This is a genomic window from Sphingobium sp. WCS2017Hpa-17 (assembly GCF_031843765.1).
Lineage (GTDB): Bacteria > Pseudomonadota > Alphaproteobacteria > Sphingomonadales > Sphingomonadaceae > Sphingobium.
Map to the genome: position 1 here is coordinate 72,976 of NZ_JAVTIV010000020.1, position 15,858 is coordinate 88,833.

Annotated in this window: 29 protein-coding genes and 1 tRNA gene; 13 read left to right on the forward strand and 17 right to left on the reverse strand. The window is 60.8% G+C overall.

Annotated features, from left to right (window positions below; genetic code table 11):
• Positions 1 to 9: 9 nt before the first annotated feature.
• The 14 genes from RQH62_RS20460 to RQH62_RS20525 form a co-directional block, all read right to left on the reverse strand.
• Positions 10 to 1,620, reverse strand: coding sequence for a terminase TerL endonuclease subunit (locus RQH62_RS20460; RefSeq protein ID WP_311270501.1), 1,611 nt, complete (start codon positions 1,618 to 1,620; stop codon positions 10 to 12).
• A 106-nt stretch (positions 1,621 to 1,726) separates the two neighbouring features.
• Positions 1,727 to 2,287: a hypothetical protein gene (locus tag RQH62_RS20465; protein ID WP_311270502.1), complete on the reverse strand. Its 561-nt coding sequence runs from the start codon at positions 2,285 to 2,287 to the stop codon at positions 1,727 to 1,729.
• Between the two features lie 94 nt (positions 2,288 to 2,381).
• Positions 2,382 to 2,642 carry a hypothetical protein gene (locus RQH62_RS20470; RefSeq protein WP_311270503.1) on the reverse strand — a complete coding sequence of 87 codons (261 nt, stop codon included), beginning with the start codon at positions 2,640 to 2,642 and terminating at the stop codon, positions 2,382 to 2,384.
• Entirely contained in the window at positions 2,639 to 2,998 is a 360-nt protein-coding gene (locus tag RQH62_RS20475; protein WP_311270504.1) for an HNH endonuclease signature motif containing protein, read from the reverse strand. Before RQH62_RS20475 ends, RQH62_RS20470 begins: the two co-directional genes overlap by 4 nt.
• The gene (locus tag RQH62_RS20480; protein WP_311270505.1) at positions 2,995 to 3,213 is read right to left on the reverse strand and encodes a hypothetical protein; all 219 of its coding nucleotides are present in this window, start codon (positions 3,211 to 3,213) and stop codon (positions 2,995 to 2,997) included. Before RQH62_RS20480 ends, RQH62_RS20475 begins: the two co-directional genes overlap by 4 nt.
• A 9-nt stretch (positions 3,214 to 3,222) precedes the next feature.
• A complete protein-coding gene (locus RQH62_RS20485; RefSeq protein WP_311270506.1) occupies positions 3,223 to 3,393 on the reverse strand; it encodes a hypothetical protein in 171 nt (56 codons plus the stop codon).
• 15 nt (positions 3,394 to 3,408) lie between these two features.
• Positions 3,409 to 3,482, reverse strand: a tRNA-Met gene (locus RQH62_RS20490).
• A gap of 294 nt (positions 3,483 to 3,776) precedes the next feature.
• Positions 3,777 to 4,367, reverse strand: a complete 591-nt coding sequence (locus tag RQH62_RS20495) for a hypothetical protein (protein ID WP_311270507.1) — start codon at positions 4,365 to 4,367, stop codon at positions 3,777 to 3,779.
• Complete coding sequence (locus tag RQH62_RS20500) at positions 4,364 to 4,534, reverse strand: hypothetical protein (RefSeq protein WP_311270508.1); 171 nt, start codon at positions 4,532 to 4,534, stop codon at positions 4,364 to 4,366. Before RQH62_RS20500 ends, RQH62_RS20495 begins: the two co-directional genes overlap by 4 nt.
• Entirely contained in the window at positions 4,531 to 4,803 is a 273-nt protein-coding gene (locus tag RQH62_RS20505; RefSeq protein ID WP_311270509.1) for a hypothetical protein, read from the reverse strand. The genes RQH62_RS20500 and RQH62_RS20505 overlap by 4 nt, the downstream gene beginning before the upstream one ends.
• Positions 4,787 to 5,056 carry a hypothetical protein gene (locus RQH62_RS20510; RefSeq protein ID WP_311270510.1) on the reverse strand — a complete coding sequence of 90 codons (270 nt, stop codon included), beginning with the start codon at positions 5,054 to 5,056 and terminating at the stop codon, positions 4,787 to 4,789. Before RQH62_RS20510 ends, RQH62_RS20505 begins: the two co-directional genes overlap by 17 nt.
• A gap of 61 nt (positions 5,057 to 5,117) precedes the next feature.
• Positions 5,118 to 6,566, reverse strand: coding sequence for an AAA family ATPase (locus RQH62_RS20515; protein WP_311270511.1), 1,449 nt, complete (start codon positions 6,564 to 6,566; stop codon positions 5,118 to 5,120).
• 189 nt (positions 6,567 to 6,755) lie between these two features.
• A complete protein-coding gene (locus tag RQH62_RS20520) occupies positions 6,756 to 7,661 on the reverse strand; it encodes a DUF1376 domain-containing protein (RefSeq protein ID WP_311270530.1) in 906 nt (301 codons plus the stop codon).
• A gap of 5 nt (positions 7,662 to 7,666) precedes the next feature.
• On the reverse strand, positions 7,667 to 7,864 hold the full coding sequence (locus RQH62_RS20525) for a helix-turn-helix transcriptional regulator (protein ID WP_311270512.1): 198 nt from the start codon (positions 7,862 to 7,864) through the stop codon (positions 7,667 to 7,669).
• Between the two features lie 92 nt (positions 7,865 to 7,956).
• Between RQH62_RS20525 and RQH62_RS20530 the strand changes: the two genes are divergently transcribed.
• The 13 genes from RQH62_RS20530 (at position 7,957) to RQH62_RS20590 (ending at position 13,527) form a co-directional block, all read left to right on the forward strand.
• Positions 7,957 to 8,664, forward strand: a complete 708-nt coding sequence (locus RQH62_RS20530) for a LexA family transcriptional regulator (protein ID WP_311270513.1) — start codon at positions 7,957 to 7,959, stop codon at positions 8,662 to 8,664.
• 138 nt (positions 8,665 to 8,802) lie between these two features.
• The gene (locus RQH62_RS20535) at positions 8,803 to 9,294 is read left to right on the forward strand and encodes a hypothetical protein (protein ID WP_311270514.1); all 492 of its coding nucleotides are present in this window, start codon (positions 8,803 to 8,805) and stop codon (positions 9,292 to 9,294) included.
• Position 9,295: 1 nt separating this feature from the next.
• Positions 9,296 to 9,568, forward strand: coding sequence for a hypothetical protein (locus RQH62_RS20540; protein WP_311270515.1), 273 nt, complete (start codon positions 9,296 to 9,298; stop codon positions 9,566 to 9,568).
• Between the two features lies 1 nt (position 9,569).
• Positions 9,570 to 10,262, forward strand: coding sequence for a hypothetical protein (locus tag RQH62_RS20545; RefSeq protein WP_311270516.1), 693 nt, complete (start codon positions 9,570 to 9,572; stop codon positions 10,260 to 10,262).
• Positions 10,259 to 10,864, forward strand: a complete 606-nt coding sequence (locus RQH62_RS20550) for a hypothetical protein (RefSeq protein ID WP_311270517.1) — start codon at positions 10,259 to 10,261, stop codon at positions 10,862 to 10,864. Before RQH62_RS20545 ends, RQH62_RS20550 begins: the two co-directional genes overlap by 4 nt.
• Positions 10,861 to 11,226 carry a hypothetical protein gene (locus RQH62_RS20555; RefSeq protein ID WP_311270518.1) on the forward strand — a complete coding sequence of 122 codons (366 nt, stop codon included), beginning with the start codon at positions 10,861 to 10,863 and terminating at the stop codon, positions 11,224 to 11,226. The genes RQH62_RS20550 and RQH62_RS20555 overlap by 4 nt, the downstream gene beginning before the upstream one ends.
• Positions 11,223 to 11,552, forward strand: coding sequence for a hypothetical protein (locus tag RQH62_RS20560; protein ID WP_311270519.1), 330 nt, complete (start codon positions 11,223 to 11,225; stop codon positions 11,550 to 11,552). The genes RQH62_RS20555 and RQH62_RS20560 overlap by 4 nt, the downstream gene beginning before the upstream one ends.
• A 10-nt stretch (positions 11,553 to 11,562) precedes the next feature.
• Positions 11,563 to 11,769, forward strand: coding sequence for a hypothetical protein (locus tag RQH62_RS20565; RefSeq protein WP_311270520.1), 207 nt, complete (start codon positions 11,563 to 11,565; stop codon positions 11,767 to 11,769).
• The gene (locus RQH62_RS20570) at positions 11,766 to 12,062 is read left to right on the forward strand and encodes a hypothetical protein (protein ID WP_311270521.1); all 297 of its coding nucleotides are present in this window, start codon (positions 11,766 to 11,768) and stop codon (positions 12,060 to 12,062) included. The genes RQH62_RS20565 and RQH62_RS20570 overlap by 4 nt, the downstream gene beginning before the upstream one ends.
• A 93-nt stretch (positions 12,063 to 12,155) precedes the next feature.
• Positions 12,156 to 12,764, forward strand: a complete 609-nt coding sequence (locus RQH62_RS20575) for a VWA domain-containing protein (RefSeq protein WP_311270522.1) — start codon at positions 12,156 to 12,158, stop codon at positions 12,762 to 12,764.
• A gap of 67 nt (positions 12,765 to 12,831) precedes the next feature.
• Entirely contained in the window at positions 12,832 to 13,065 is a 234-nt protein-coding gene (locus RQH62_RS20580) for a hypothetical protein (protein ID WP_311270523.1), read from the forward strand.
• The gene (locus tag RQH62_RS20585; protein ID WP_311270524.1) at positions 13,062 to 13,349 is read left to right on the forward strand and encodes a hypothetical protein; all 288 of its coding nucleotides are present in this window, start codon (positions 13,062 to 13,064) and stop codon (positions 13,347 to 13,349) included. Before RQH62_RS20580 ends, RQH62_RS20585 begins: the two co-directional genes overlap by 4 nt.
• Positions 13,339 to 13,527 carry an AlpA family phage regulatory protein gene (locus RQH62_RS20590; RefSeq protein ID WP_311270525.1) on the forward strand — a complete coding sequence of 63 codons (189 nt, stop codon included), beginning with the start codon at positions 13,339 to 13,341 and terminating at the stop codon, positions 13,525 to 13,527. Before RQH62_RS20585 ends, RQH62_RS20590 begins: the two co-directional genes overlap by 11 nt.
• A gap of 3 nt (positions 13,528 to 13,530) precedes the next feature.
• Here RQH62_RS20590 and RQH62_RS20595 read toward each other — a convergent pair whose 3' ends face one another.
• The 3 genes from RQH62_RS20595 to RQH62_RS20605 form a co-directional block, all read right to left on the reverse strand.
• On the reverse strand, positions 13,531 to 14,121 hold the full coding sequence (locus RQH62_RS20595) for a hypothetical protein (RefSeq protein ID WP_311270526.1): 591 nt from the start codon (positions 14,119 to 14,121) through the stop codon (positions 13,531 to 13,533).
• The gene (locus RQH62_RS20600; protein ID WP_311270527.1) at positions 14,103 to 15,107 is read right to left on the reverse strand and encodes a hypothetical protein; all 1,005 of its coding nucleotides are present in this window, start codon (positions 15,105 to 15,107) and stop codon (positions 14,103 to 14,105) included. The genes RQH62_RS20595 and RQH62_RS20600 overlap by 19 nt, the downstream gene beginning before the upstream one ends.
• A gap of 83 nt (positions 15,108 to 15,190) precedes the next feature.
• Positions 15,191 to 15,858 (reverse strand): site-specific integrase (locus RQH62_RS20605; RefSeq protein ID WP_311270528.1); only part of this gene is annotated, 668 nt, incomplete at its 5' end.

Consider the following 15,858-nt stretch of genomic DNA (forward strand, 5'->3'; position numbering starts at 1 on the left):
CGTGCCTCCTTAGATCCGGCGCACGCCGCGATTCTCATATACGGACGGCCCTTTGACCCCCGGATTACGGCTCATCAGCATCACGGCGTTGAAGGCGGCCACGAGCGGGTCGATCTTCGCCTTGCCCGCAACCTGTTTGGTTATCAGCACCGCGTTGGCGCGCTGTTCGCATTTTGCATTGCCGACACACCAGGCCATCAGTTCCTGCCCGCCGTGGACCAGCGTCCCGTCCTTCAGCTTTCGCTCTGTGCCCCATATCGCGCCGGAAAGGCGGAAGCCCTGCGGAACGGCCAGCATCTGCTCGCCTGTGAAGCCGCGGCTGGATAGCTCATCGACCAGTGTGGTGACGCCTTGAGGATCAAGGCCGATGGCCGCTTGATCCGGGAACAGCCCCTTATCCTTCACCCGCTCCAGCAGGTCGGCGATTTCCACCAGATCCTGAGTGGGGCTCTCGCACTTGGTGAGCGTGCGCTCTTTCATGAAATCGGCCAGCCGGCTGGCGATATCCTTCCGGCGCTCGAACACGTCCAGTTGCGCCCAGGCGTGGCAGTAAAGCAGCCACTGCTTGGTCACCTTGTGCCGGCCCAGCAGTGCCAAGCCGAGAAGATCGTCCAGACCGCCGCCATCAATGCCAGCGACCGCCACCTCTATGATGGCGAGGAACTGCTCCAATGTGCCGTCCCACAATTCGGCCGGCGCAGCGGCATGTTGCCAGTAGAGCGCGCCGATCCACGCATCGTGGCGCAGGCCGACGCCGATCTCCACATTCAGGTGCTTGGCGTAAAAGACCTGTTTGGTGCCGTCCTCGGCGTTTTCGACCTGCCGGAATTCGCTCTCCAGCCACTTCTGGCTGACCGAACGCCCCAGGTTCGGGTTGGTGATGTAGAAATTGGCCGGGTCCAGATGCTCGTCCGCCGCGATCATCTCGTCGGGGAACTCGTACAGGACCGGGAGGAATTCCCTGTCTTCGATCAGCCCGTCGCGGACATCGCGCGCATAGGCCAGCATCTCCTTGAACACGCCGGCCGGTGGCTCGTCCGACTGCGTAGTCAGGAATAGGGTGTAGCCCTCCGGCCGCGACACCTGTCCGCCCGATGCCTCGCGGAACATCGCGTCGGCCGTCGCCTTCTTGCCAAACAACCAAAGCTCATCGATGAGGACGCGGCTCGCCTTCTTGCCCGACACCGTCGCGCTGTCGGCCGCCACGACCTTGAGCGTGGCCTTCGACACCCGGTTGGTGATGAGCCGAACATGTTCCTGGATGTGCAGGAGGTCGTTCAGTTCCTCATCATTGCGGATCATGTCGCAAGCCGGCTTGAAGCTGTTCCCGGCGACCTCGATCGTGGGGGCGAGGATCAGGTTTTCGTCTGACGGCCTCCAGCCGCAGATCAGTTCGGTGAGCATGATGCCGGCCGCGATGGTCGACTTCGTGTTCTTCTTGGACACGAGCAGCAGGCCCTTGCGGATCATCTGCTCGCCCGTCTCCGGGTTATAGGCCCCGAATATGGCGGCGGCGAAGTCGAGCAGCCATTCGTCCGCCGATTCGCCAATCGTCCAATAATCTTCCGTCGCCGGGTTGATGCCCAGGTCGACAATCTTGAGCGACGTGAAGACCGCCATCTTCGCCTCTACCGAGGCGGGGAACAGCGGGCTGAAAGGGATCAGGGACCGGCGATCCCTGATGCGGCGTTTCCAGTCCAGGCACGCCGTCGACCATTCGGTCACCTTACTTCACGGCTTTGAGCTGCGGGGCACCCATGGCCCCAAAGCGCCGGCCGCCGCCAACGGCGTTTGCGCGGTCCTGCGCGGCTGCCTTTTTACCCTGCGGCGCCGAGGCCTCGTTGGTCGTTTTCAGCGCCAGTGCCAGCGTCTTGAGCGTGTTCGCTCGGCTGGGCAGGCTCAGCGCCTTCATCATTGCGTCGCGCCGGGCGTCATCGTCATCACCGTCGGTGGCTTCGACAATCATATCCTCCAGTTCGCCGCGCCGGCTGGTGACGACGTCCAGCTCGTCCAGCATCCGACCGATGAGCGACCGGGCGTCATCTGCGACCTTGGCAGAATCCGCAGGCGTGGCCGGGTCGGAAGGGGGCGGAGGGGGCGGGGACCGGTCAGGTTCGCGCCGGTTCGCAGTGCGAACCAATCTCTCCCACCCCTCCGCCTTCGCGCGCTTACGAATAGCGGTGTCGGAAATCTCGTGCCGATCAGCTATTTCCCTGATCGAATCTTCGCCCGCCAAGTATTCGATTTCGATGCGGGGCCAATCGATAGTATTTTTGCGGCTCGCCATCGGCGTCTACCTCCGGCGAAAGTTCGCACCCCATTTCATCCAGCAGGATTTTTTCTCTGCGTGAGAGCAGCACCGGTCGGGGCGGGCAAGGCGCTCAGGACTTTTGGACGGGGGGTGGTGTCAGCGTCACGGTGACCGCGCCTGTGACCCGCTCCATCCAGTATTGGCCGCGCCACTGCGGATCGGGCTGCGCCTGCCCGTTTTCGTCCAGGACATGCCGATCGACCCATCCCGCCTCGCAGTCATAGGCAACGACCGCCTGTTGCTCCACGCCATCGAGCGATATGAGCAGGCAACGGCCGATGGCAGGGTCAAAGTCTTTCTGATGGATGCTGTAGCGGACGGGCACGATCATAGTGGCGCTCCCTGCTCTGCCCGCTGCTTCGCGCCATCGTGACATGGCTTGCACAGCGTTTGCAGATTATTCTCGTCCCAGAACAGGCGGATATCGCCGCGATGCTTGATCTTGTGGTCGGCAACGAGGCGCGATGTGTTCCCCTCTACGCGCCCGCATCCGGGCCACTGGCATGTGAAGCCATCGCGCTCGAAGATGGCGATGCGCAGCTTGCGCCAGCGCTCTGTGCTGTACCATCTGCGCCATGGCGCATAGGCCAGACGGGTCGCAGTCTCGCCGCGCTTTTCCTGTTGCAGGAAGCCCACCGTGGGCTTGAGGGTCGCAAGGTGGCTGCCGATAGCCTTGAGCTTGCTCACCGCGACGGAGCCGGGGGCTTTGGCCTGTTGGCCTGGACGCTGATGTTGTCGCGACAGGTGGGGCAGGGGACGGTCAGATAGCCGCCATCACGCTGATCATCGGTAAAGCGAGCATCTTGCCGCTCGAACTCCACCTCCGTCTTGCACCGATGGCATGTGCCGGCGAACAGGTCATGCTCCGGCAGGGATCCCCGCTTGGTTACCTTGATCGCCATGCCGTCCTCCTATCGCCCACGCACGAGCGCGCGGACCTCGGCGGCTATGCGCTCACCGTCGCCAATGATCCGCTCAACTCGATCGTGTGACCGCGATGGTTCGCGCATGTCGAAGGCCAGCATATGCAGCTCGCTGGCAAGGCGCTCCATCTGATCGGCGGGGGAAGGGCGCTGCTGCATGGGCGCTCCGATGAATGGTGGCAGCGGGCGGATTTGAACCGCCGGCCTTCAGCTTATGAGGCTGACGAGCTACCGGACTGCTCTATGCGGCTGTGGTGTGGCGCGGGCCGGGTTTAGGTGCCGGCTATCGACAGGGGGATGCCACGCGTCGCACCAGTAGCGCCATCCTGTCCATCTAGAAGGGGTTCAGTGCGCCTCGCCCCTTGGCGACTGCGTGTCTATCCACGCCGCCGCGTCACCAAGCCCGATAGCTGGAACCGTCCGAAGACGGGGACAAACCAGCCAGAGCGGGAACAGAAATTAGGCAATATCTTTCACCGTCGCCGGAGCGCTATGCGCGTCCTGCGTTCGGTGGGCGGGCAGTAGCTCGGCGGCTACCAGACCTATCGCGCCTTTGCTGCTCTGGCAGCGGTGCCTTTCGGCTCGCTCCTGTCTATCATTTCGGACACCAAAATCAAGGCATCGATTTCCCAGGTCATCAGCGTATTCGGGAAGGCGACCAGCACCTTGCGGCCCTTCTGCTCGACCACCACGCCGCACTTGCCGGTAGCGGCGCCGTCCTGCACCCGCACATGATCTCCGGCCGGGAAGGTCGGTATCGGCTCGCTCTCCCGCTGACGCCTCCGCGCAGCTTCGCGCTGACGCTCTTCCGCCTCCCGCAACGGCAATAGGGATCGGGCAGCGATCAGCGGGAAATGGTCACGGTGCCGGAAGATCGAGAACGGCGGATGCTGGCTGTCCAGCGCCGCCGATATCGCCAGCAGATCGCGCAGACGGTCGGCGGGGGCGAAGGCATAGGTCGGCATGACCGGCATTTCCCGCTCAGCCGTCTTCTTGCTGCGAGGAAGCCGCCGCACCTGCGTCTCGACCGGAGTCCAGACATCGAAGCCTGCGCCGGCCAGCGACGTCGTGACACGCATGGTGCCCGGACCCGACATGCGCAGGATGCAGAACCGATCCGCCAACTCAATCACCGCTTCATCCTTCCAATATCGTCAATCACGTCATCGATGCGCTCGCAGGCCTCCCTGCGCATTTCGGCCGCCAGCGTGGGCATGGCCCCGTTCATGCCCTTGACCAGCAGCTTTACCGCCATCAGCGCGGCGGTGATGTCTTCGGGGGCAGGGCGGCGGTGCTTCATGCCGAGGCACCACCTTCGACCACGGTCAGGCGGGGATGATGCTCGCCGCACCAATGCCCATCCCACGTGATAGGCCAGACAGCGCGGTTCGCACCATCAGACGAGTAGGTGTGTCCATCGACTGCCATCTGATTATAGCCGGCTGTCGGAGGATATCGCCGGCATTGGCCGGTCTGCTCGTCCAGCACATCAAAGCCAGCATCGGTGAACACGCCATCCTTGTCAGACATGCGTACCCAATAGCGGCAGGTGTCACAATTCAGGTTCATCGTCGCCCTCCGCTTCGTCGCCGGACGGAAGCCGGGGGCCGGATCGCGGATATCCATCCCAGCGACGGTTCAGGAAGACCGAGACGTTCACGTCGTCCAGCCGCTCTTCCACTTCCAAAATGACCTTGCTGACAAGGCTCTGGCCGCCCAGGATATCCAGCGTCGCGCCGATATGATGGATGGCGAACAACAGCCCCGAAAGTCGCCCATCAACCCGATTGGACGAAGTCACGGCGGGCAGTGCTTCACCCATCGCCTCCGATCGGATTTCCTCGCAAAGAGCTGCGACTTGCTCAGCGACTTTCGCGATGTTTTCAGACGTCGATATCATTTCCACCATCTCCATACTCGGCCGTGAACCACTTCCATTCGAGCTTAATCGAACACTCATAACCGGGCATCCCCATCCGCACCTTGGTCACCGACATCTCGGTAATTGTCTTCGTCTTGTCGGGCCGGTGGATGACGACGCCATAGTCAGCCTTGTTGGCCCAATGCGCGGAGCCGCTGACCTCGTAGAGGCCCGGCGCGGAGGCCTTGGCCCCCCATTCGCCGGGCTTTTTAGGGTGGGCGACAACCCAGACCGCCACCCCATTATTTCGGGCGAAGGATTTGAGCATGCGGATGGCGCGGCCGGTATAATCATGCTCACCCTCGTCCGGGCGGCGCTTGTGTTCCAGTTCGTTCCAAGGATCGAGCAAGAGCAGGCTCGATCCATCCCGCACGATCGTGACGCGGGCGCGTTCAAGGATTTCCTCCAGTGTCAGTTCATCGTCTTCATCGCCGATCGTCTGGGCGAGAATGAAGAAATGCTTTTCGAGCAGTTCCTCCGCCCACGCCCTTTGCTCAGGCTGGATATTGCGCAGCGTCGAGCGGCATAGCGCCTCGATCATCTTCGCATGCAGGACCGGTCGCGGGATCGTCTCGAAGCTGCCGACGGTCACGGTGATCCCCTGTCGGATCAGCTTGGCGAGGATGAAAACGAGCAGCGATGTCTTGCCGCCGCCGGCAAAGCCGGTCCAAACGGTCAGTGTTTCGGGCACGAAGCGGATAGCGTCGTCCCGCGCTGGCAGCCCCAGCGACCGGCCGGTCAGGGGAGGGCGGTCCGGGAAATCCGAAAACCGATAGATGCCCTTCACAGGGTAAGGCTTGGCGGCATCCAGCACGGTTTTGACCCCGGCTTCGCCGTGGCGGTCCAGAACTTCGCCGAGATCCTTGCAGCCATCTGGGTAGCGGACGAACATGCAGCGTTCAGGCCCCAGCCGACGCGCCAGATCGGCAGCGAGCGCTATGCCCGGTCCATCGTTGTCTACTGCCAGGATGAACCGGCCGACACGGTCCAGCACCGCCTGCGCCCGCCAGATGAAACGATATCGCTCGGCATCGCCGCCGTCATCGCCCAGAGCCGTCTCCTCCTTCGGGGCGCCGTTGGGGACGGAGACGGTGAACGGGAACCCCGACTGGATCGCCGCCAGCGCGTCCCATTCGCCCTCGGTGATTATCGCCGGGCGGTCCGGTGATGTCACCCGATCGTCCAGCAGCGCGTCGTGGTTCCACAGGACGAGGGGCGCCCCCGAATCCATCATGTGCCGTTTTTTGCCCGTGAGCCGATACTTGTGGTTCACGACCTCCCCATGCTCGACGTAAGGGATCGCCAGCCAGTTCGCGCCGCCTTCGCTCTTCGTGAACAGACCCTTTTCGACCGCCAGTTCGAGACTGAGCTTTCGCCCGGCGATCCAGTTCGCGTGCTGTGTCGCGATCATTGTCGTAGCCGCCCTTCCATGAGCAATTGTGGCAAAAATATACGAAACCGCCGTGGGCGAAGGTTACCGACAGGCAGGGGTCGCGCTTGTTTTTCCGGGACGCCGAGCATTGCGGGCAGGTGGTTTTCCGGTTGCCCGGATCGGTTGAACGAACGGTGATTCCCAGCTCGCGCAGCTTTTGGTCGACGTTCAGCATGGCCCGGAAATCGGCGTGAACTCGCCGCCCCTTCCAAGGTTTTGCTGGTGCCCGCTTCCGCGCTCAGGCTGGATGCCCAGCACCCACTTTTGCCAAGTTTTGAGCCAGTCGATCTTGGTCGCGTCCTTGCCCGTCTTGGTTTGCCAGTGGAGCCTGAACTTCTCCGCCTCCCGCTCGATGACGGCGCGGCTGTGACCCTTGCCAGCGGCGTAAGCCTTCCAGTCGTCGGGCATGACGAAATCATCGGGGAGGCGGGTGCCGCGTCCTGCGCGGCCACTCTCCGAAGGAGTATTATTATATAATCCCTCTCCCTCTCCCTCTCCCTTTACTGTCCCTCTCTTAGCCGTGACATGCTGTGACTTGTCACTCTCACCATTTTCATGGTTGATGGTGATCCCGTTTGTGGCTGCTAAAGCCCGCAACTCCGAGGTTTTTGCGTGGAAGTCCGGCGTTATCCCTATCGCTTTCAGCCCCGCAAAAAGCGCTTTCCGATCCTGCCGCTCACGCTCTTTGCGCTCTGATGCAGCTGCTTTTTTGCTCTGAAACTCGCGACGTTGAGGCAGCGCTTCCATCGCCTTTTCGCAGACCACAGGGTGATAAAGGCGCCCGTCACTGCATTTTACCCAGCCGTGCAGTGACATGTCACGCATGTCACACCACTTGTCACGCGCGCCGGATAAGTGAGCCAGAATGCGATCGTCATCGGGAAGGCTACCAGCCGGCACCTGCTGCCAGGACTTGCACCATAGAGCCAAGCCCGCCCGAAATTCCTCCGGCGTCGCCAGCGCGAAGAAGTCGCTGTCGAGCAGTCGCACCGTGTCGAGCGGCATGAATGGCAGGCCCCGCAGATCGCAGTCCGCAGGTGTCAGCGGATCAGGAAGGCTGTCGTCCCCCGTCATGGCGGTCACCCCGCCTCGACGGGAGCGAAGAAGTCTGAATATTCAAGCTCGCCATTTGAAGCTGCTATGATCCGCTCGATCATTCGCTTCGTTGGATTTCTCTCACCGGAGGCGATCCGCGTTACAGTCGACAAGCTGACACCAGCCTTTTTCGCCAGGTCACTTGCCCTGCCGCGCTGTTCGATATGCGATTTCAAGCTCATGGCCAGATACTTGCCTCAGAGGCAATAAATCGTCAATCATTTTTGCTTACGGGAGCATGGCGTAATTGCATGAGATGCGGGATATTTGCGCTATGAAAAACAAAATACGTGATGTGCGAAAAGCGCGAGGTATCACGCAAAGCGATCTGGCCGAAGCGATCGGCGTAGGCGTTCCTCAGATTTCTCGCATTGAAAGCGGGAAAGTAGATATCCCCCTGTCTCGCATCGTCCAAATTGCGCAGGCGTTGGGATGTCAGATCGCTGACCTTATGACATTCGATGATTTTGTAGGGTATGCAGCCGTTCCAGAGCCCAACGTTGTTCCCGTCAAAATGGAGGGCGCTTCTGAAGAGCGCATGAGAGAAGACCTCCCTATTTTCGGCACTGCGCTGGGCGCGCCAAAGATAGTCGAAGGTGAGGCAGTCGAGCAGACGATGCTGAATACAGGCGAAATTATCCAGTATGTTAAGCGCCCCGTAATCCTGAATGGAAGGGCGGACGCCTACGGCCTGTATGTGCAGGGGCAGTCGATGGAGCCAGTTCACATGGAGGGCGACTTCGCGCTGGCTGAAACCAAGCGCCCTGCAAAAGTGGGGGACGACGTCGTTGTCTACCTTCGTCCCAGGACCGAAGACGACGATGGTGAGCGCGCCCGCTCGGTTCTATTGAAGCGCTTAGTGCGCCGAACCGCGAACTATATTGAGCTTGAGCAATTCAATCCCGCCGTCACCTTCCGTATCGAGACAGAAGAGGTTCTCCGAATCGACCGAGTTCTGCGGCTTGCGGACTTGATTGGTTAAAAATTGCCTGACAGGCAATTTACACTTGATTAAAGATTGCCTCTAAGGCAAATAATGCCTCATCACCTGAACGCCTCCGGGCCGAAGACGGTGATGCAGGCAGGGTGATCCCCTGTCCTTTAGACAGGAGATTCCTACATGGCCGACGCCACCACGGCGCGGAGCGATGCCGCTTCGCCAGACGAAGAACTGCGCCTATCCGACATGGATAGGATTTGCTCGCTGATCGGCGAGGCCGACCGGTATTGCCAATCCGCAGGGCGCCACCAGACGCGCGGATTTACGGGCTTCGCAGCTATATACGATAAGTCCTACTCCGCTCTTTGCGAAGGGCATTTGAACCTGCTTCGGGCTGTCCCTGATGGATCGCCGCGAGACCTCGTCACCTTGGCAGGTCACGCCTGCATGATGGCTGACCAGATCGCTTCCTTGGACGTCGGCGGTAACGTTTACATGGCGCGGATGCTGGAGGGTATCCACGCGGCGCTCATCAGCATCAGCGGCTCGGTCGCGAACCGGTTTCCCGATCAGGTCGACGTGATCGCCTCTCACTGGCCCGAACTCGGCCAGTCGATCCGCAACGACATGTCGGTGGCGCGGCAGATGATCGCAGAATCTGAGGGCCGCTGACATGGCTTCGTCCAAGCTATCGCAAGCCAAGGTCACATGCGTCCGGCCGTTTACCGATCGGCGAGAGATATTGAATCAAGCCGGTGCCATCGTGACCCTTCTGGCGTGCGCTTACACCGCTGATGCTGATGCTACGGATCTGGCCAATGAAATTGGCAACGGCAGAAGCGCCCCCAATTGGGCCGGACTTTCGCAAGAGCTTTTCCATGATGCGCTTGAGGGCGTTGCTAGTCTGATCGCCGTCGCCATCCACCTTGAAGATCAGGAGGGCTGACATGACCACCCGTCGCCAACTTCTGGCAGCGGCTGTTGCCGCGCCGATCGTCGCTGTGCCCGCCAGTGCTGCGCCCATGTTCTCTTGCCACCCCGTGGGGCCAAGCTCGGAATGGCTGGCCGCATCTGAGAAGATGGAAATCGCATCTGCTGCCTATGACACTTATTTTGACACTTTCTTTGAACCGTTGTGGGACGCGGCCCGAGAAAGGGAAATGGCCGCCGACGCGGAATTGAAGCGCCAGATAGATGCCATTCCGCATTACACGACGCTGCGCAGCTATCTGAGCGCTGACGACCTGCCAATCCACATGACGACCGAGAGTAGGGCGGATGTGCGGATTGCTCTTGGGTTCGCTGAAGACATCCTTCCTGAGCATGACGATTTTCGCGAGTGCTGTCGCGAACTGGTCGGTGCGATCGGCAAGCGGCTTGAGCAAGAACACGCGATCAAGGACGCATTCCCCAAAGCCCATATGGATATTGCCAGCCATATCCCAGCTGACATTAGGGCGGAGGAAAAGCGCCTTGAGACGGAGAGCTATGCTGCGTTTCGGGCGGTAGCAAATTTTCAAGCGGCAACGCCGGGCGACCTTATCGCGAAGATCGAGTTTCTGAAATCGCAGGATTGCGAGATCGACCACGACCAGATGCTGGCAGATCTCCGGCGCGTGTTTGGGTGGGCATCGTCATGAGCCAGCTCACCTTCGCCGCCGCGCGTGAAATCTACCGCGCCAGCCTGGCCGCTTACGAGGCCGCCGATTTCACCAGCATGGGGTTGGATGCCGAAGAGGCGCACACCAACGCGCACTTTTCGACCCAGGACGATTTACTTCAGGCGCCGGTGGCTACCGCCTTCGACCTTCTGGAGAAGATGCGCATACTGGATGAGCGCTATACCGAATACCAAGAGGCAATCCCCAAGGTCGATTGGGAAGCGCTCAGGCGCGACGTCGAGAGCCTGACGAAACCCCCGGCCGATGCCGACAGCCCGACATGGCAGGCATGGCTGCGCTATGCCGACGAGGCATGGAGCATCCGGGGAGATCGCCCCGGCACCGAAACATCCCGCGCTGATGAGCGGACGCTGGCTGACTATACCGCTGCAACGCCGCTCGGTGTCGCGGGCAAGCTCCGGTACGCCCTTCATGTCCATGCAGACTCTCCATGGCTGGAAGCCGCAGCGCTGGGCGCTGACGTTCCAAACATCGCAGAGAAGATGGATATGGAGGATGCCGTTAACCAGACGATCTGGTCCTCGATCCAGAGCCTCGAAGCGATGGAGGCGCGGCCATGACCTACATCATCCTCAAGCAGCTGCACCCTCTGGATGCCATATGGTCCCACGCCACGCGGGCGGTCGAGCTGGCCCAGGCGGCAATCGATGATTTGCCTGAGCCGTATACGAATGAGGAAATCGACGCGCTGGTAGATGTCCATACAGCGGCTTCAATGGCCGTCCTGGCACTTCCCGCACGCAATGTCGCGGATTGCATTTCGAAGCTGGACCTTACCGGCCCGATAACTGGATGCCCGCTCGTCGGCACCGACCGGTCGGCTATCCTCAATGAGATGCTGGATCTGATCGACCTCGGCATTTCTGATGGAGCGAAGCTGATCGAGCAGCGGCCGGATCTTCTGGGAGGGGTGCGGCCATGATCGAAAGTCGCAAATGCTCGACATGCGCCTTCTGGCGCGCTGGCGCGACCTCCCAAACCATTGAGCCGGTCGATAGCGCCGCAGATTCGCAGACAGGAACCTGCGAATTCTATCCGCCATCCGTGGTCATCGTGGACGGCCTGCCCGTCTCGGTCCAGCCGACCATACACGGCGCTCGCTTCTGCAATGAATGGAGGCCCCAGTCGTGGTTCGACTTCCCCGACGACGATGACCAGCTGTGGCCCGATCCCGATCCGCCAGAGCCGGACCGCGAGAAGGTCCGCCGCCTGTTCCCGAACCCGCCGCCCCGGCCTGTAGCCGCATAGGAGCATCGCCATGCCCGCCACCAAACCCGCTGCGCGCCACGATCCCGCGCTTGTATCCGCCTATGATCGATATGCCGCGCTGGCGCGGAAGCGCGAACTGCTCTGCGGCGATCCCCTGACTACGGAGAGCCAGCGCTTCGAGGCAGCAATGGCTGTCCACAAGGCGTTTCAGGATTTCCTGACCACCAACGCCAAGCCGACGGCGTACGGCGAATGACGGACGTCCGCCTCACCGTGCCCACGGCGCACACCTTCATGGTGGCGCGTAAGGGCCGCACCGTTCGCCCCGGCTCCACGCTCCCGCGCCTGCGCTACCAGACGCTGGACGAGGCCGCGACCGAAGCCGAGTTGCAGGCTGCCGCCAATCCCGGCCGCGTGATGATAGTTTTCCAGGAAGTGCTTCGCGCCAAGGCCGAAGCCTCCGACCCTATTCCGGCCGCCGACGCCCCCAGGCGGCCGGGAGAGCCGGGCGAGCAAGCCCCCCGATCGCCCGGCTCAAATTCCACATAGGTCACCAGTTTCGGCGAAAGCCGTCCGCAACATCCCGGCACACGACGCCGGATGTGAACGCCGCATCATGCGGCACTTACGAAAGGTAGTACCATGAACGCACTTGTCTCTCTCACGGCCGAGACGGCCAGCGAATATGATTTCGTCATTGGCTTGGATGCGTCCGGCTCGATGGCTTCCCCGTCCACCCGCTATCAGGGTAAGACCCGCTGGCAGGAAGCGCAGGAAACCATTTTCGGCTTGGCGTCGGTTCTTGGCCAGTATGATGCTGACGGCATCGACGTGGTGGTGTTCGGCGGATCGGTCGAAGTCTTCGAAGGCGTCACCGCCGACAAGGTTTCGTCCATCTTCTCGGCTCGCAGCCCGCGGGGCTCCACGCCGCTTGCTGAAGCCATCCAGAAGATCGACGCCCTGAACAGCGATGGCAAGAAGGCCGTGGCCATCATCTTCACCGATGGCGAGCCGGACGATCGGGCCGCCGCCGAAGCAGCGATCATCGCTGCCGCAGGCAAGCTGGAAAAGGATGAGGATTTCACCATCCTCTTTGTCCAGATCGGTGACGATGCCGGCGCCGCCAAGTTCCTGGCGCATCTGGACGACGGTCTGTCGGCCGCCAAGTTCGACATCGTGGACACCATCAGCGCGGCGGAAGCCGACAAGTTGGAACCCCTCGATCTGATCAACAAGGCGATCAACGACTGATAGCCGGTGACCGGGCGGGGACACGACCCCCGCCCGGTCTATCCGCTTGCGAAAGGACCAAACGGACATGGATATTTTCGATAAGATCGCGGCCCAGGGCAAGGCCCTGTTGGCAGTGGTGATGATGGAGTTCGGCAAGATCAGTTCGCCCATCGTCAAGCTGGTGATGCTGGCGGTGACGGTGGTGATCGCTTTCTGGCTGGTGCTGGAGGCACTTCCGATCCTGCTGGTCGGCGGGCTTTTGGTGGCCGCCTATCTTGTGATCAAGGCGATCATCGAGGGTGAGGGCACGAAGCCGTGAGCCCCAAAGAAGTCGAGCGGATCGGCAAGAAGTTCACCGAGGGCGCGCTATGGGCCATCGGCAAGTGGACGCTGATCGTGGTGGTCGGCACGGCAGTCTTTCAGGCGATATCGCCTCCAGCGCGTGACGCCACCGACCCGCCTTCGGGTGCCCGCAGTGGAGTTCGCCTACGGACCGATAGCGGCACCGGCTGCCAGTATCTGGAGACGAAGGGCGGGGCGCTGACGCCGCGCATGGGGCGCGACGGCCGGCAGATTTGCATGGAGGTGGAAAATGGCCAGTAACCCCGACCGCCTTCTTCGGATAAGCGAGGTGGAGGAGATCGTCGGACTGAAGCGCGCGATGATCTACCGTCTTATCCAGCGCGGAAAGTTCCCCAAGCAATACAAGCCGGGGGGCTTCGCCAGCCGCTGGGACGAGACGGAAGTGCGCGCATGGCGGGAGCAGCAGCGCGCAGCTTAGACCTCAGTGCGACTTGTCGTTGTCGTGGAGATCATCAAGCGTCACAACCTTACCAAATTCAGGGTGCCGGGGGAATAACCCCCCGACAGAGCCGACCTTAGCAGCATTTTCTGCGGTCTTTCGGACCGCCTCTTCCACCGCGATCCTGTGACGAACTTCCAAGGAGCGTCGCAAAATTCCAGGGATCATACCTGCGCGAAAGAAAACCAAAGCCGACGCGGCGCAGACAACCCCTTGGCCGCCACGGTTGAGGCCCTCACCAAGAAAGCGGATGCTGGCAAGCAAAGAGGGAGTAGGGATAGCAAGCGCAATGAGTGCAATCACGCTGACGCCTACAATTCCGAACAAAGCGAACAGGGCGTCGACCGCAGCGGTGAGTTCCGCATTCAAATCGTTGATGGCCTTTACCGACCTGCCACTGGCGGTCATGCTTGCCATAAGAAGCGAGATCGTTGGAAGGATACTGGCCGATACCAAGCTCAAAAACGTAACGAGCAGCCGGCCGCTATCACCCGCGAGAGTGCCGGGCGCTACAAGTGCTCCGACAACAAATGCTGCCGCCACCCCAGCTTTCTCTATGCCGCGAAGTTGCAATCTATCCGTCCTGCCTCAGCCCATCCCCGAAGCGCGTTCACAATCTGTTCCATAGCACTGGTGGGATCAAGAAGCGAGTTCACTGTATCTACGGGCTTTGAAACCGAAAGTTTCACAATCCCGCCTTTCTCGCGGCCGTTACCCTTCAACCCAAGGTCGGCTGGGTCGACATTGCGAAGCGCCTCATTGATTGTAGCCCTTGAGATTGATCGCCGCCGATGCTTCTGCTTGATAAATACTCGGAAAAATCCTTCGATCGTGCCGTCGTCGGGCACCTCGCCTTGAAGCCGTTCCAAAGCATCGGCACCCCATCCTAAAAGTCGCAGAACATCAAAGACTGTTGCCCCTTCGTCTCGGACTTGGGCTGCCTCACGTTCGGTCGTCACCACGCCGCGCCTAGCTTCCCCTCTGTTGTTGCTTGGCACGGCGGAGACGTCGATTTCTGATGATTCAGGGAGTTCCTTACCGTCACCAGAAAGGAATTTCCCATTGAGGATTACAGCTTGCCCTGGTTCTAATTCGCCAGCATCTTGAAAGAGGCGTGTGAGATACCTCTCCAGCATTCGGCCTTTCACCTGCTGACCCTCAATCAACCCGACATGGTTCCCCACGATTGCGAAATACAAAGCACCCTTCAAAACGCGAGCGCGCTCGCCAACGTTTAAATTCTGAAGGATAAATTCTTCGGTATCATCCTCTAGGGACTGCGTGACCGCGTGAACGTCCGATCCCTCCTGAAGATGGATCAATTGGCCCGCAAAAATCGGACCGCCCCAGCTATCTCTACCAGAAAGCTTATTTAATATGACAAAGCTGTTATCTTGATCGATGTCCAATATTCTGAGCTTGGCATTGTCTGCTAGCGCTTGACCGACGCCACGGCCACGGCGTTGCAATACATCAATCATCATCGCCTTAAGATTGGCGTTCGGTCCAAAATCGTCGGTCTTAAGTTGCCGGTACTGTACTGTGCAATTCTTCGCCATTAGCCCCTCCGAATCTGAAGGGACATAACAAGGCTAAGCAGCAAGAGAGTCGAGTCGAATTATTCTTGCTCCGGAACACAGGCCTAGATTAACTGCCCACTTCGACCCGGACCGTTCGCAGCATACCGGATCGGCTGGCCGAGATGGATCGCAGGCGGCCACATGTCTCCGACGAGAATGTCAGCCCATTCCTGCGCCAGCTCGCGGCGGCGCGGCATGTAGGAGGCCCGGTTGTAACTGCCTTCAGACCCCGACGTGCCTTGGGGGATGTGGGCCAGCATCAGGTCGATGACGGCGCGATCGTCCGGGTTCTTGAGCAGCTTGGCGCGCTCGTTCATTATCGTAGAAAAGGCCGCGCGGAAGCCGTGCGGCACATGACGCTGATAATAGCCGGCGCGGATGAGCAAGGCGCGCAACGTGTTTTCGGATATGGGGCGATGCAGATGGCGCTCGCCGGGAAACATCAGCGCCAGGTCGCCAGATAGTCGGCGCAATTCAAGCAGCACCTCGACCGCCTGAGAGGAGAGGGGGACCAGATGGTCGCCTTCGACCTCTGCCTTCCTGTCTTCGTCGCCCTTCATGCGCGAAGCGGGGATGCGCCACAAAGGATCCTTCGCTACCCTGTTCTGCCAGTCGATCCCGCTTATTTCATCCCATGCCGCAAACCGAATCTCGCCCGGCCGCGTTGCGGTCAGGGCGAGAAGCCTCAGCGCGAACTTGGTAATCGCGCGGCAGCGCTCCGCCTCCGCAT